The sequence below is a fragment of the Marinomonas sp. ef1 genome, assembly GCF_002806845.1.
Classification (GTDB): Bacteria; Pseudomonadota; Gammaproteobacteria; order Pseudomonadales; family Marinomonadaceae; genus Marinomonas; species Marinomonas polaris.
In genome coordinates this window covers 549,326-563,787 of record NZ_NHTT01000001.1, presented here as the reverse complement: position 1 = coordinate 563,787, position 14,462 = coordinate 549,326, and the positions used below count along the sequence as shown (strand labels likewise).

Genomic DNA, 14,462 nt, shown 5'->3' with positions numbered 1-14,462 from the left:
GTATCAACTTGGTAATTTGAGTTAGCCGTTACTACAAGAGTGTTGCCGGCATTGTCAGTCAAAGTGATTGTTGCATCTATACGTCTATCTGGATCTTGAGCAAGATCACTACCAGCAACACCTATGCTAAAGGTGCGATTCGTAACCGTACCCGTATATTCTTTACCATTTACGGTAAGCGTAACTACATCGCCATTTTTTACATCACCAGAAACAATCCCAGTAATCGTTACAGTTTCTTCAGCTTCAGCTGCAGAAATAATATCGTCCGATGTAACATCTGATATAGACATCCGTCCTTGAATAACAACATCAACCGCATGAGTCGATGAGCCTGTGCTCTCAACTGTATTTCCAGAACTATTACTGGATGTTACAACTGCATCAAATTCTGTATCCGCCGCCAAATCCGAACCAGCAACCCCAACAGACCAAGTACCAGTTGAGCTAACGGTGGTTGTATAAGTTACTCCATTAATGACCAAGACAACTTGATCACCTTGAGAAATATCTCCACCAGTAGCTGTACCTGTTACAGTTATAGTTCCATTCGCTTCAGCTTTATTTACAACACCATCTTCAGTGATAGAACTAACCGTGACAATACCTGCAATTGCTGGAACATTACCTGTTACTGGAATCGTTCTATTTGACGTTGTAGGTGTGGTATCTTGAGTTTGTGTAGCTGACCCACCACCATTTCCGCTTGTATCATAGCCATATTTTGGCAAAGCACTTGATGAGTCATTACCAAAAGTAGGAAGTGCAGTGTTATCATTTCGATCAATATCGACATCGACACGCTGCTGCTCACCTAGAGTCTCACCCGCTGCTGGAGCTTCTTGAACTAAGGTAGGGTCATCACCCGCTAAGATGGCATCTTGTAGCGCGTCTACGTCTGTGGAAGAGTCTGCAACCAGATCTTCGTTATCTCCTGTGTTGTAGATTTCATCAGTTATCTCGACAACAGAGTCTCCGCCAATAACCACTTCGGTACCATCAACGAAGGCTATAGTCACACTACTATTGCTGCCCGTCACAACAGTCTCGCCAAAGAAAACCGCGTCACCGATTTTCACCACACGCTCATGGCCATCAATGGATTGAATCGTCACTGAGCCAGTTAACTTAGTGATAAAGCCGATCGCGTTGCCTAGTGTTGCAAATGGTGCTTGACTGTCGCTCATGATATGTTCCCTAAAAAGAAGACTAAAAATAAGTCGTAATAGTTCTATAATTACTCTCAAGATAGGGCAGAAAAGACAAGGTAGCTATTGTACCTTGGTACAGTCAGTCCACTTTTTTAACATTTTCTATCCTTTTTTGGTTCTTTTTTGCTTTCCCACCTAAATACCACAGCCCTTCTGCTCCATTGTCATTGCTATGCATAAATCAACTCTTTATAATTTCCGCTCTTTCGGGCACAGATCTTAAGCACTTAAGGGTCAAACGCTGCGCGATGCCTATTTCAGAGTCTCTAGGACTCACTCAATGAGCCTTTATGGGAGTGTTTCGCATAGCCCTAATCATGGTGCAATATTCCGAACACATTTTTATAAAAAACGGCTAACAAGATAAAAAAAACCTATAAAGCAAACCGCTAACAAACTAGCGACTACAGCTTATATGCTCTAATTTATTCAGAAGGTAATACATGATCGATACGATAAAACGAGACTGGTTCTCAAACATTAAAGGCGACTCTCTCGCGGGCACTGTGGTTGCGCTTGCTTTGATCCCAGAAGCGATTGCATTTTCCATAATCGCCGGTGTTGATCCTAAAGTAGGTTTGTATGCCTCTTTCTGTATTGCCGTGGTCATCTCATTTGTTGGCGGTCGCCCTGGAATGATTTCCGCTGCCACGGGTGCAATGGCGCTGTTAATGGTGACCTTGGTAAAAGAGCATGGCTTAGAATATTTACTTGCCGCAACCTTGCTTACCGGCGTATTCCAAATCATTGCGGGGTATTTAAAGCTCGGCGCATTGATGCGCTTTGTCTCGCGGTCCGTCGTAACTGGCTTTGTAAACGCCTTAGCCATTTTGATTTTCATGGCACAGTTACCTGAGCTAACCAATGTTACTTGGCACGTGTACGCCATGACAGCTGCGGGCTTGGGTATTATTTATCTATTCCCACTCCTTCCTATCATCGGTAAAGCATTCCCTTCACCATTAGTATGTATCGTCGTACTGACTGCTTTTGCGATGGTTTACGGTTTAGACATTCGTACCGTTGGTGATATGGGCGAACTACCAGATACTCTGCCGATCTTCTTATGGCCAGACGTTCCGTTAAGCCTAGAAACCCTAATGATCATTTTACCTTACTCACTTGGCCTTGCTGTGGTCGGTTTGTTGGAATCAATGATGACAGCAACCATTGTTGATGAATTCACGGATACAGGTAGTGACAAAAACCGCGAGTGTAAAGGCCAAGGTGTTGCCAACATTGCTTCAGGCCTGTTGGGTGGCATGGCTGGTTGTGCCATGATTGGACAATCCGTTATCAACGTAAAATCTGGTGGTCGTGGTCGTCTTTCTACCTTTATTGCTGGTTTCTTATTGTTGATCATGGTGGTTTTCTTAGACGATCTGATTAGTCAAATCCCAATGGCCGCTTTGGTTGCCGTGATGATCATGGTGTCGATTGGTACTTTTTCTTGGGAATCCATCATCAACCTGAAAAAACACCCGTTATCGACTAATATTGTAATGTTAGCTACCGTTTCTATTGTGGTTGCCACACACAACTTGGCAATCGGTGTATTTGTCGGTGTGCTGCTGGCATCTTTGTTCTTTGCTCACAAAATCGGCCGCTTTATGGTGGTGAAAAACGAGCAAGGCGAACAAACAGGTCATCGTACTTATAAAGTCATCGGACAAGTGTTTTTTGCGTCGTCAGATCAATTTAATGCGTCTTTTGATTTTAAAGAAGCGGTTGAAAGAGTTACGATTGATTTAACCGATGCACACTTTTGGGACATCACAGCCGTATCCGCTTTGGATAAAGTAGTAATTAAATTCCGTCGCGAAGGTGCCGAGGTTGAACTGGTAGGAATGAACGAAGCTAGTGCAACAGTCGTCGATAAATTTGGGGTTCACAACAATCCTGAAGAAGTCGAAAAAGTAATGGGTGGTCACTAAAACACCCTCGAATAATAACAAGGAGTGCAACATGACTAACATAATAGCTTGTATCGATGGTTCTTCTCTATCTGAGTGTGTCACCACCGCATCCGTGTGGGCGGCCAAGCAAATGGGCTCGCCATTAATCTTGATGCACTCTTTGGAAAAAGAAGCTGTGAGAACCGACGAAGATCTTTCTGGTTCAATCGGCTTAGGCAGCCGAGAGCACCTGCTAGAAGAGCTTGTTGCCCTGGATGCGAAACGCGCTAAATTAGCCTTAGAGCATGGCAAGCTGGTGCTCGAAAACGCCAAAGAATTTGCTCATAAGGCTGGCGCCAAGCAAATCGAATTACTGCAGCGTCATGGCGATTTAGTCGACAACCTCCTCGACCTTGAGGAAGAATCTCGGCTTATCGTCTTGGGTCGTTGTGGCAGCGGTCATACGCAAAGTGCTCACACCATTGGCTCTCACATCGAGAGAGTCGCTCGAACATTGCATCGTCCAATCTTAATCAGCGTCGGCAAATTTAAAGCGCCAACAAACTTTATGATTGCTTACGATGGTCGAGAGGCTGCAGATAATGCGATCGCACGTATCGCGCAAAGCCCACTATTGCTCGGTTTACCTTGCCATCTCGTCATGGCTGGTGAAGCAACACCAGAAAGACGCCTTAAACTAGAAGAAGCACATCGCAAGCTTGAAGAAGAAGGCTTTGACGTCACGGCATCCATCATTCCGGGGAAGATTTACCCTGTGCTGACTCAATACCGTGAAGAGAACCAAATAGAACTCATGGCGATGGGCGCGTATGCCCACTCTAAAGTTCGTCAATTCTTTGTTGGCAGCAACACCAGCAAGATGATAATTGAGAGCGATATTCCACTTTTGATTCTGCGTTAGAGCATTCAATTTCTATCAAACGATACTCATCAAGCAATATCCATCAAGGGCGACTTCTTCGGAACTCGCCCTTTTTATTGCCTTCGACTTTTCTATTTTCAGCCCAAACCATAGATGAATTTTTTGTTAAATGTTTAACAATTTAAATATATGGTTTTGCATATATATGCTTTTCCACATACACTTCTATCAACATTAACTGATGTGTTTTTTTTACAATGAAGCCCGATCATTTCTACAAAGCGCTCGCCGATGACACCCGCTTGCGAAGCCTATTATTAATTACTCAATATCAAGAATTGTGCGTTTGCGAGCTCACCGAAGCGCTAAATGAAACGCAACCTAAAATATCTCGCCATCTTGCCCAGCTACGAAAAAATGGCGTTCTAAGTGATCGAAGACAAGGACAATGGGTGTTTTATCAATTGCATCCAGAACTGCCCAATTGGGCGAAGAGTGTCTTACAAACCACACTAGACAACCAAATTTTGTGGCTAAAAGACAATATAGATCAGCTCGAAACCATGGGCGGCAGGCCAAAACGTACTGGAACTTGCTGCTAACCATCCAATTTTCATCATGCATTTGAGACAACACAATGACTATTAAAGTAGGAATAAACGGCTTTGGCCGTATGGGACGACTTTCTTTTCGTGCAGCTTTTGACTGGGACGATGTAGAGTTTGTGCAAATCAACGATCTAAAAGGCGATGCCGCCACACTCGCTCACTTGGTTAACTTCGACTCGGTTCATGGTCGCTGGCACAACGAGGCAAGCAGCGAAGGCAACAATATCATTGTGAATGGCAAAACCATTACTTGCACACAAAACCGTACACTTGCAGAAACGGACTGGTCACAATGCGATGTAGTCATTGAAGCGACAGGCGTGATGAAGACCAAAGCAGCGTTACAAGCCTATTTAGACCAAGGCGTAAAACGCGTTGTGGTAACCGCGCCAGTCAAAGAAGATGGCGTGCTGAACATCGTCATGGGCGTTAACGATGACGACTACGATCCAAGCTTGCACCCTATCGTCACCGCAGCGTCTTGTACCACAAACTCACTCGCACCAGTAGTTAAAGTCTTGCAAGATGCCATCGGCATTAAACATGGCTCTATGACGACGATTCATAGCATCACCAACACACAAACCATCATTGATGCGCCGCACAAAGATTTACGCCGCGCTCGTTCTTGTGGCAGCAGTTTGATTCCAACCACCACAGGCTCAGCAACCGCCATTACGCATATTTTTCCAGCACTAAAAGGCAAGCTAAACGGCCATGCTGTTCGAGTGCCTTTGACCAACGCGTCTTTAACCGATTGCGTGTTTGAGATGAAACGCCCGACGTCAGAAGAAGAAATCAATCAACTACTCAAAACCGCCAGCGAAGGCGAATTGAAAAACATCCTTGGCTACGAAGTTCGCCCATTAGTATCTATTGATTACCGCACCGATCCACGCTCTTGCATCATCGATGCACTTAGCACCATGGTGATTAACGGCACCCAAGTAAAACTCTACGTTTGGTACGACAACGAATGGGGCTACGCTAACCGCACCGCAGAACTTATGCGGAAAGTTGGAAGATTAGACCTTAAATTTCAAAAATAACCAACACACCTGAAAAAATATAAAGAGCAAAGCGAAAACAACCAATGCTGTCAAAATTACCAAAAAGCGTTCGTCAGTACCTTATCGTCACCGGCAATTACTGGAGTTTCACTTTGACCGACGGCGCGTTACGCATGCTGGTCGTGTTGTATTTCTACCAGCTTGGATATGGCGCATTAGACATCGCTTTGCTCTTCTTGTTTTACGAATTTTTCGGGGTCATTACCAACCTCTTTGGTGGCTGGCTTGGGGCGAAATGGGGACTCAATCGCACCATGAACATTGGCCTTGCTATGCAAGTGGTTGCTTTGTCTATGCTCTTGTTGCCCAGCAGTTTCTTAACCATTCCTTGGGTTATGGCAGCACAAGCCTTGTCGGGTATCGCCAAAGACCTCAACAAAATGAGCGCCAAAAGCGCCATCAAAACTCTTGTTCCCAAAAACGCCAGCGGCACCTTATACAAATGGGTTGCCTTACTAACCGGCTCGAAAAATGCCCTTAAAGGCGTGGGTTTTTTCTTAGGTGGTTTTCTACTCAGTACCATCGGTTTCCATAAGGCCATTCTAGCCATGGCGATTGCCCTTGCTATCGTTTGGCTCGCCAGCTTGTATCTACTTAGAGAAGATTTAGGCAAGGCAAAAAATAAACCGAAATTCTCGCAGATGTTTTCTAAAAGTGCTGAAATCAATATCCTGTCTGCAGCTCGCCTCTTTCTGTTCGGCGCTCGGGATGTATGGTTTGTCATTGCAGTGCCAGTGTATTTGTCGAGCCAATTTGACTGGGATCATTGGCGTGTCGGCAGCTTCCTTGCCTTATGGGTCATTGGCTATGGCATAGTTCAGAGCCTCGCTCCACATATAACGGGCAGGAAAAAACAGCAAACACCCAGCGGCAAGCAAGCCAGATTTTGGGCCATGCTGCTTAGCGCTATTCCAGCAGCCATCGCGATTGGTTTACAGAACTTTGATCAAACTTTATGGGTTCTATTGAGCGGACTCATAATATTCGGCGTGGTGTTTGCTATCAATTCATCCTTACATAGCTATTTAATCGTTCACTATGCCAGTGAAGATGGCGTGTCATTAGATGTGGGCTTTTACTACATGGCCAACGCCATGGGGCGACTCATCGGCACAATTTTATCAGGATGGATTTACCAAGACTTTGGCTTAATCGCCTGCCTTTGGGTGTCTTGTGGGTTTCTTATACTTACCAGTGTTATTTCATTCTGGTTGCCACAAAAAATCACCAGTGCAGAAAGCACCAATTAATCTCTTTTCAACCAATAGCCCGGATTTTTACTGTTATGCATGATGGCAATCACATAAAGGTTATCTGAATGCACTTGATAAATGACAGAGAAAGGAAAACGAGATAATAAAAATCTATGATGATTTGCACCGAACTTGGGCCAAGTTCGAGGAAGCGCCAGAATTGTTTTGAATGCAGATTCAAGCTCTTTAATAAAATCATCACCAAGCCCTTTGGCTTGAAGTTGATACCAATCATAGGAGGATTTAATTTCCTGACTGAGATCAGGATGAAAGGTTAAATTCAACATATTATTTTACAACTTGAGCCTTAATTTCCTCCCAACTTACTGCCTTTACATCGCCAGACAACAAAGCATTGCTGCGATCTTCTGCTAATGCTAACCAAACCGACTCAACATCATTACTCGGCTCACCTTCAAGAGAAGACAAAAGACAATGAGCTGCCAAAGCTTTTTCACTAGGCGTTAATTGCTCCATATTATCCAGTACGGTTTTTAATGCGTCAGACATATGCATCACTCCTATCCACGTTACAAGCAATTCTATCACTGAATGCTAGCTTTTGCCTCCCATCCAAAGCCATAAAAAAAACACCAAGCATGTTCGGTTCACAACCGGCATACTTGGTGTTTCTTTAATTAAGAACTAAAGGCGTTTACTTAGAGCTAATCGCTTTGATATGCAATTTGCCTACTTCGGCCTCAGTCACTTCTACTTTCGTTCCAGCTTCAATGGGCTCTTCACTTACCAAAGACCATTCAATACCAGAATAGTGGTACTTAGGAGACTGGCTTGGCGATACAGCTTCTTTCAAAAAGAACTGATGATCGGTAAATTCGCTTTTGGTTTTTTTGGTGCTCACCTTAGATTGCATGCGCTTCAAAGGTTTCCACAATACTAACGCGGCCAATATGGTCATCACGCCAGTACTGAAAGAAGCACTCAACAAACTATTTGGCAAGACTCCAACATAGACCAAAGCACCGGTTGCCATCGCAGCCAAGCCAACGAAGAACAGCACAAAGGTAGAAAACCCCAATACCGCGACTTCGATGACCAATAGAATCAAACCAACAATAAACAAGCTTTGGGCCAGATTATTGGCAATGATATCCATACCTAGCTCCCTTTCGTCATTTTCTGGATAATTGTCATAGCTTGAGCAACCACTGCCGCTGTTTCAGTTGCGCCATCTGGCAACAAAACCACTGACGATTCTTTCGCAATAGCACGTTTCGCTTCGATCGCTTTCGTTGCAAGATCAAGTTGAATCGCTTTCTGACCTTCTTCAGTTGCCGCGGCTTCACCTACTTGGCGAAGTGCTTCGGCTTGAGCGGATGCCACAGCAACAATAGCTTTCGCCTCACCCTCTGCGCGTAATACTTGCTCTTCCTTATCCGCTTCTGCGGCTAATACAACAGAGGCTTTTTTACCTTCGGCACGGTTAATCGCCGCTTGACGATCCCCTTCCGATTCCAAAATTTGCGCACGTTTAACACGTTCAGCTTTCATTTGGGCTTCCATCGCTTCCATCACTGATTGTGGTGGAACAATGTCTTTTATTTCGTAACGCAACACCTGAATACCCCAAGGACCTGCAGCATCATTAATCGACGCCACAATATTGGTGTTAAGCACATCGCGCTCTTCAAATGTTTTATCTAATTCCATTTTACCTAACTCAGAACGCATCGTAGTTTGCGCTAACTGAGTCACAGCGAAGACATAATTCTCTACACCATAAGTTGCTTTATAAGGGTCTAATACACGGAAATACAATACGCCATCAACACGCAAAGAAATATTATCCTTGGTAATAGCGCTTTGCTCAGGCACATCTACCGCCTGCTCTTTTAAAGTGCGATCAGCAGAAATACGATCAATAAAAGGAAAGATGAAATTCAATCCTGCCTCTTTTGTAGACTGGTATTTACCAAAACGCTCAATAACGTATGCCTGATTCTGCGGCACAAACTTGATCGAGGTTTTTAGCAGTACAACCACTAGTACAAGTACCAGAGTCTGAACGCTTAATATATAGCTAAGTATTTCTTCCATAACAATGAATCCTTAATTTTCAAAACACACCCGACTTATATTCTTTCCACGCTGTTATGAATCACCATGCAAAAAATACAAACGGAACGACAAATTTATCGCCATTACAGTAGGCACTGTTGGGCGTCAAAAGTCACCAACAATCGCTTAGTACAACTATCCCCAAAAAACTGTACTTAATTATAGACCTACAAATAGGCTATTTAGTTGCAAACTGTCTCGCACTTTTTATAAAAGCCTCAACACCTTCTTTTGGTGTTCTAAAAGAAGTCACCAATCGAATTACACCTTCTTCCCAACGACCGCCATAAAAACCAAAGCCTTCAGCTTGCAGATGGTCAATCATTGGCAATGGCAAGGTACAAAACAGCATATTTGCCTGAGCTGGCGTATTAATTTTTACACCAGGAACGGTTTTCAAACCTTCTTGCAACAAAGCCATCATGGCATTGGCATGAGTCGCATTGGTACGCCACAAATCATCGGTTAAGTAAGCAATCATCTGTGAAGACAACAAACGCATTTTCGAATGCAAATGCCCACCGCGTTTACGACGATAACCCAACTCTTTCGCTACTTGCTCGCTGGAGACTCCTTTATTTTCGAGGGATTGCTTAAACACTACAATGGCTTCTGCCGCCATCACGCCATTTTTCGTCGCGCCAAATGACACTATATCCACGCCCGCTTTCCACGTCATTTCCGCTGGAGTGCAACCCAAGGCAAGCAAGGCATTGGCAAAACGTGCGCCGTCCATATGAACAGGCAATCCAGCCGTTTTTGCCACATCGCTAATGGCACGAATCTCATCTAACGAATAAACACTGCCCACTTCCGTCACTTGAGAAAGGCTAACAACAGATGGCTGACAAGAATGCACATCACCGATTTTTTGACTCACCAATTTCTTCAGCTGATCAGGATCCATCTTGGCATCCGCGCCACTAATACCGACAAAACGTGCGCCATTGGTATAAAACTCAGGCGCAGTACATTCATCATTCAACAAATGGCTTTCAGAATGACACAACACACTACCCCAAGGCGGCGTTAACGCACTGATACTCAATACATTCGCCGCCGTTCCAGTAGAAACCAAAAACGCATCGACTTCACACTCAAACAGTTCCGACAACATACGCGTGACTTGCGCCGTGCCATCATCATTCCCGTATGGCATAGCGTCGCCTTGCGCGGCTTCCATCATGGCTTTAAAAACAGAATCTGACGCGCCGGCAATATTGTCACTAGTAAACGCAACCTTCATTTAGTACTCCTTAAATCAATTCATTCATATTTATGAGTATTATCATGACAGCCTTTAAAAGCGAGTGCTTGGATTTTTGTGCAGCATCACAAATAACTTTCTTCAAAGCAAAATGCCATCCAATATTTCCAATACCTAACAACCAAAATCAAATAGCCTACCCGACCTTCTGTTAGTACTGTACAGATACAATATGAAAGGAGTTCCCATGTCGGTATTCACTGAACGTAAAATAGATTGTCACAATCACATTTTTGACCCACAGAGCTTTCCCTATCAAGCAAATACACCTTATACACCAGAAGGCCATGAAGTCGCGACAGCAGATTACTTTCTACAAGTTCTAGAAACCTACGGAGTGTCCCACGCTCTATTAGTTGGCCCAAACTCCGCTTATGGCGAAAACGACAATCGCGCTTTATTAGATGCAATTGCTCGCTCCAACGGTCGCTTCAAAGGTATGGCTGTAGTCAAACAAGACGCATCATCAGAAGAACTTACACAGCTAAAAGCCCAAGGAGTGATCGGTGTTACCTTCAATGTCGCTTATTATGGATTTGAGCACTTTGCTCAATCCGCACCATTAATGGATCGCCTAGCGGATCTCGATATGATTGTTCAGGTGCAAATCGAAGACGGGCAAATGCTCGATCTCGCGCCCTTATTAATGAACAGCAAGGCAAAAATATTAATCGACCATTGTGGCCGACCTAATATTGAAAAAGGCGTAACAAACAAAGGCTTTCAAGCCGTACTTGCGCTAGCAAAAACGCAACGTGCTTACATCAAGGTTTCTGGCTTTGCCAAATTCACGCAAAGCGTATTTCCTTATGCTGACACAAAACCTTATGTCGATGCCATTGTTGAAAGTTTCGGAGAGGATCGCATCATTTGGGGATCGGATTGGCCGTTCTTAAAAGCACAACACAGAATGGATTATGGCACTTTGCTCAGCCTTGCAGAGAAGCAGTTCCCTGATGCAAGTATACGAGCAAAGTTTTTCTGGGAAAACGCCGCAAAACTCTGCGGCTTTCCAATATAAGCAATCAAATAAACAACAGAAACTAAGCCGTTTTCAGCGCTACAATCTTTGCTGTACTACAGCCTTTTTAGTACAACAGTAGCCTGAAGGCGACTCTGTCCAAAGCGTGACATTTTTTCAAACTCATCACGGGCAATCGGTACGTATTGGCAATCCAACGGACTTGGTGGATCGTCAGGTAATTTTTTATCGTCGTCTAAGTCTGGATCATGCACAAGAATACAATGTTCGTCGTAGCCAGACATCACCACCCAATGGGGAGATTTTTTACCGTCCATACGGAAGGTGCTGATCAAGATAATCGCCAAGGCGCCATCGTCAAACGCTTCAATCAATTGTGCCAACGGCATCGCAGTGTAATGCAAGGGAACACCAACGTCTTCGCATTGTTGGGCAAAGCTTTCATGTACACGCGTGATGACGTTTTTCTTCAGCTCGTTACGCACGCTGTCGACAAACAACGGGCCTTCTTCGCTCAACCAAACATCCGCTGACAAGCCACGCTTCTTCGCTGCCAAAGCCAATCCCATAGGATGACAACCACCATGGCCAGACGTCATGAAAATCGTCGTCGCTTCACGCCAAATTTCCAACTCATCGTTAGGCGTCGCTTGATAATCTGGATGCATCGAAGACAACACCATTTGCAACGACGCAGGTCCACAGGTAAATGGCGTGCCTTGCGCTAACCAAGGAATGGCTCGCGTGGTTTGTTCGTCACCAGCATGACGCAAACGTTTCTGCATACGAATCGCATCGGTTTGGTCTTCGTAATAAGCATCGTAATGACCAAATTCCTTGTAACCCATTTTTTGATACAAGGCGATGGCATTATGATTCACATCACTGACTTCCAAACGCAGCAACATTTTGCCTTTTTTAAGCGCTTTTTTCTCACAGGCTCGGATCAATAATTTCCCAATACCAAGGCCACGCGCCTCAGGTGATACCGCAAGCGAATACAAACGTGCCAAGTGAGTGCCTTGGCGAAGATGCAACAAGGCATAACCCAGCAGCTCACCGTCTTCCTTCATTGCAACAAACAAAGCCGAGCCAGAACTCGTAATGGCATGACGAAAACTACGACGACTCAAACGGTCGCCAGTAAAGGCTTTGCCCTCCAAAACGAGCAATGCTTTTAAATCGTCTATACTGGCTAAACGTATATCAATATTTGGGGAAGAACTGGTGACCGGGCTTGTGATCATTACATCGCCTCAAAAGGGCAAAAGGTCGCTAGGATCGTCGAACCGTCATCTTTTCAATCACTATAAAAGGGAGTAAAAAAACCACGATTTAACGATAAAAATTTTCGCGCATTCTAGGGCGAAACCTATCTAAAAGATAGTCTATTTTTTCATCAAAAAAACATTTTATTTTTTCATTTTAGACTATTGTTAAAACAATAAATAAAGCGCACCATCCGCACAAATTAAGGGTGTTTTTAGCGCCCTATTTGATACACTTTTAAACACCCATAATGATTTTTTAAGCAAAAGGAAAAGCATACCCAATGTCACAGACTTACATAGTTGTTGATCAGGCCAAAGATTGGTCAGCGTTCTTACCTAGTGATCGAGTGATCACTTTTACTCAATACCTAAACTTGGCAGCGACAAAAAGCCAAGGACGCACACGAATCATCAACCTATGTAAAAGCAGCAAATATCTATCTGATGGATATTACTGCTCTCTGTTGGCAGAGAGCCGTGGCCATCACGTTATGCCTTCTGTGCGCGTACTTAATGACCTAAGCAAGAAAGATCTATATGAGTTAGAGATATCTCAATGGTTACCATTGCTTGCAAAAAAACTCGCTAAACCAGAAGCACCGATGGAAATGAAATTCCACTGTGTATTCGGTAAAACGATTCATCCAGAAATGAAGGAATTTGCACGCAAATTATTCGAAAGCTTTCCTAGTCCTGTACTGGAAGTGACTTTGAAATTCCGCAAAGAATGGCAAGTCACCGCCCTTTTCTCTACGTCACAAAGTAAACTGAGCGAAGAGGAAGAAACCCTATTCGCAGAATCCTTGGAAGCTTTTAGCAACAAAGTGTGGAGCAAAGGCCGCATTCAACGTGCCGCAAAATTCGACATGGCAATTTTGGTTAACCTAGAAGAAGCCATGCCACCAAGTGATGACCAAGCAATTAAAAAGTTTATCCAAGCTGGTAAACAACTTGGTATACACGTTGATACGATTGGCCCAAAAGACATCATGCGTTTGCCAGAATACGATGGTTTGTTTATTCGTGAAACCACCAACATCGACCACCACACCTACCGCTTTGCCAAAAAAGCCGAAGGTCTGGGATTAGTTGTAATGGACGACCCACAATCCATCATGCGCTGTACCAACAAAGTCTACTTAGCAGATTTGTTCAACACCCACAAAGTACCATGCCCAAAAACACGCATCGTACACAAGGGTGAAGACAACGTAGAAGATGCATTAGAAGCCGTTATCAGCTACCCAATGGTGGTAAAAATTCCAGACGGCGCATTTTCTAAAGGCGTTATAAAAGCTGAAAACCGCGAAGCTTTGACCGAAAGTTTGAACACCTTGTTTAAAAAATCGTCTTTGCTATTGGTTCAAGAATACCTTTACACCGAATTCGACTGGCGTATCGGCGTACTGAACAACAAACCGATCTTTGCTTGTCGCTACTACATGGTTAAAAACCACTGGCAGATTTATCAACATACAGGCAGCAAAAGCCAAAGCGGCGGATTTGATACTTTACCAACCTTCGAAGTGCCACGACGCGTGCTACAAGCCGCCATCGCTGCCACCAAACCGATTGGTGAAGGCTTATACGGCGTCGACGTAAAAGAAATCAACGGCCGTGGTTACGTTATCGAAGTAAACGACAACCCAAGTATCGACCGCGGCGTAGAAGACAAATACCTAGGCGATGAACTTTACATGCACATCATGTCGGAGTTCTTACGTCGCATGCAGGTGAAACGTGGTGATATTCACGCTTGATAAGCAAGCACTCTAGATGTGCGAAAGGCGACTGATTAGTCGCCTTTTTTGTTTCTCGACTCCAAGGGGTCAAATTTGCATCCTCTCAATCGCTTTGTATTCCTGACCTTTATTCCGCCCTGCTGGGCGTGTAACTTTTGTCTAGCGACACAAAAGTAACCAAAAGGTCTCTTTAAGATCTTT

Annotated in this window: 14 protein-coding genes; 7 read left to right on the top strand and 7 right to left on the bottom strand. The window is 44.2% G+C overall.

Features of this window, described 5'->3' with window-relative positions; genetic code table 11:
- Positions 1-1,187: retention module-containing protein (locus tag CCS02_RS02490; protein ID WP_157807964.1), on the bottom strand; the 1,187-nt coding region annotated here is incomplete at its 3' end.
- A gap of 467 nt (positions 1,188-1,654) precedes the next feature.
- Here CCS02_RS02490 and CCS02_RS02485 point away from each other — a divergent pair.
- The 5 genes from CCS02_RS02485 (at position 1,655) to arsJ (ending at position 6,917) form a co-directional block, all read left to right on the top strand.
- Positions 1,655-3,145, top strand: a complete 1,491-nt coding sequence (locus CCS02_RS02485; RefSeq protein ID WP_100635583.1) for a SulP family inorganic anion transporter — start codon at positions 1,655-1,657, stop codon at positions 3,143-3,145.
- Positions 3,146-3,176: 31 nt separating this feature from the next.
- Positions 3,177-4,028, top strand: a complete 852-nt coding sequence (locus CCS02_RS02480) for a universal stress protein (protein ID WP_100188059.1) — start codon at positions 3,177-3,179, stop codon at positions 4,026-4,028.
- A gap of 218 nt (positions 4,029-4,246) precedes the next feature.
- Positions 4,247-4,591, top strand: a complete 345-nt coding sequence (locus CCS02_RS02475) for a metalloregulator ArsR/SmtB family transcription factor (RefSeq protein ID WP_012069554.1) — start codon at positions 4,247-4,249, stop codon at positions 4,589-4,591.
- Between the two features lie 35 nt (positions 4,592-4,626).
- The gene (locus CCS02_RS02470) at positions 4,627-5,646 is read left to right on the top strand and encodes an ArsJ-associated glyceraldehyde-3-phosphate dehydrogenase (RefSeq protein ID WP_100635581.1); all 1,020 of its coding nucleotides are present in this window, start codon (positions 4,627-4,629) and stop codon (positions 5,644-5,646) included.
- A gap of 44 nt (positions 5,647-5,690) precedes the next feature.
- Positions 5,691-6,917 carry an organoarsenical effux MFS transporter ArsJ gene (arsJ, locus tag CCS02_RS02465; RefSeq protein WP_100635579.1) on the top strand — a complete coding sequence of 409 codons (1,227 nt, stop codon included), beginning with the start codon at positions 5,691-5,693 and terminating at the stop codon, positions 6,915-6,917.
- On the opposite strand, the gene CCS02_RS02460 is transcribed toward arsJ, so the two are convergent.
- From CCS02_RS02460 to CCS02_RS02440, 5 genes are all read right to left on the bottom strand, one after another.
- Entirely contained in the window at positions 6,914-7,207 is a 294-nt protein-coding gene (locus CCS02_RS02460) for a type II toxin-antitoxin system RelE/ParE family toxin (RefSeq protein ID WP_072841361.1), read from the bottom strand. The two genes, arsJ and CCS02_RS02460, sit on opposite strands and share 4 nt — an antisense overlap.
- 1 nt (position 7,208) lies before the next feature.
- On the bottom strand, positions 7,209-7,430 hold the full coding sequence (locus tag CCS02_RS02455; protein ID WP_012069550.1) for an addiction module protein: 222 nt from the start codon (positions 7,428-7,430) through the stop codon (positions 7,209-7,211).
- 145 nt (positions 7,431-7,575) lie between these two features.
- Positions 7,576-8,037 carry an NfeD family protein gene (locus tag CCS02_RS02450; RefSeq protein ID WP_100635577.1) on the bottom strand — a complete coding sequence of 154 codons (462 nt, stop codon included), beginning with the start codon at positions 8,035-8,037 and terminating at the stop codon, positions 7,576-7,578.
- A 2-nt stretch (positions 8,038-8,039) separates the two neighbouring features.
- Positions 8,040-8,978: an SPFH domain-containing protein gene (locus CCS02_RS02445; protein ID WP_072841363.1), complete on the bottom strand. Its 939-nt coding sequence runs from the start codon at positions 8,976-8,978 to the stop codon at positions 8,040-8,042.
- A gap of 199 nt (positions 8,979-9,177) precedes the next feature.
- On the bottom strand, positions 9,178-10,245 hold the full coding sequence (locus CCS02_RS02440) for a threonine aldolase family protein (RefSeq protein ID WP_100635575.1): 1,068 nt from the start codon (positions 10,243-10,245) through the stop codon (positions 9,178-9,180).
- Between the two features lie 208 nt (positions 10,246-10,453).
- Here CCS02_RS02440 and CCS02_RS02435 point away from each other — a divergent pair, with 208 nt between their 5' ends.
- The gene (locus tag CCS02_RS02435; RefSeq protein WP_100635574.1) at positions 10,454-11,287 is read left to right on the top strand and encodes an amidohydrolase family protein; all 834 of its coding nucleotides are present in this window, start codon (positions 10,454-10,456) and stop codon (positions 11,285-11,287) included.
- A gap of 56 nt (positions 11,288-11,343) precedes the next feature.
- Here CCS02_RS02435 and CCS02_RS02430 read toward each other — a convergent pair whose 3' ends face one another.
- The gene (locus CCS02_RS02430; protein ID WP_100635572.1) at positions 11,344-12,495 is read right to left on the bottom strand and encodes a GNAT family N-acetyltransferase/peptidase C39 family protein; all 1,152 of its coding nucleotides are present in this window, start codon (positions 12,493-12,495) and stop codon (positions 11,344-11,346) included.
- A gap of 305 nt (positions 12,496-12,800) precedes the next feature.
- Here CCS02_RS02430 and CCS02_RS02425 point away from each other — a divergent pair, with 305 nt between their 5' ends.
- Positions 12,801-14,279 (top strand): RimK family protein, encoded by a 1,479-nt coding sequence (locus tag CCS02_RS02425; protein ID WP_100635571.1) that lies wholly within the window; start codon positions 12,801-12,803, stop codon positions 14,277-14,279.
- The last annotated feature ends 183 nt before the right edge of the window (positions 14,280-14,462 follow it).

What these genes read in the sequence shown, in the direction of transcription:
- arsJ (WP_100635579.1), top strand. Translation starts at nt 5,691, where the DNA reads ATGCTGTCAAAATTACCAAAAAGCGTTCGTCAGTACCTTATCGTCACC.
- CCS02_RS02470 (WP_100635581.1), top strand. Translation starts at nt 4,627, where the DNA reads ATGACTATTAAAGTAGGAATAAACGGCTTTGGCCGTATGGGACGACTT.
- CCS02_RS02475 (WP_012069554.1), top strand. Translation starts at nt 4,247, where the DNA reads ATGAAGCCCGATCATTTCTACAAAGCGCTCGCCGATGACACCCGCTTG.
- CCS02_RS02480 (WP_100188059.1), top strand. Translation starts at nt 3,177, where the DNA reads ATGACTAACATAATAGCTTGTATCGATGGTTCTTCTCTATCTGAGTGT.
- CCS02_RS02455 (WP_012069550.1), bottom strand. Translation starts at nt 7,430, where the DNA reads ATGTCTGACGCATTAAAAACCGTACTGGATAATATGGAGCAATTAACG.
- CCS02_RS02450 (WP_100635577.1), bottom strand. Translation starts at nt 8,037, where the DNA reads ATGGATATCATTGCCAATAATCTGGCCCAAAGCTTGTTTATTGTTGGT.
- CCS02_RS02430 (WP_100635572.1), bottom strand. Translation starts at nt 12,495, where the DNA reads ATGATCACAAGCCCGGTCACCAGTTCTTCCCCAAATATTGATATACGT.
- CCS02_RS02445 (WP_072841363.1), bottom strand. Translation starts at nt 8,978, where the DNA reads ATGGAAGAAATACTTAGCTATATATTAAGCGTTCAGACTCTGGTACTT.
- CCS02_RS02485 (WP_100635583.1), top strand. Translation starts at nt 1,655, where the DNA reads ATGATCGATACGATAAAACGAGACTGGTTCTCAAACATTAAAGGCGAC.
- CCS02_RS02425 (WP_100635571.1), top strand. Translation starts at nt 12,801, where the DNA reads ATGTCACAGACTTACATAGTTGTTGATCAGGCCAAAGATTGGTCAGCG.
- CCS02_RS02435 (WP_100635574.1), top strand. Translation starts at nt 10,454, where the DNA reads ATGTCGGTATTCACTGAACGTAAAATAGATTGTCACAATCACATTTTT.
- CCS02_RS02460 (WP_072841361.1), bottom strand. Translation starts at nt 7,207, where the DNA reads ATGTTGAATTTAACCTTTCATCCTGATCTCAGTCAGGAAATTAAATCC.
- CCS02_RS02440 (WP_100635575.1), bottom strand. Translation starts at nt 10,245, where the DNA reads ATGAAGGTTGCGTTTACTAGTGACAATATTGCCGGCGCGTCAGATTCT.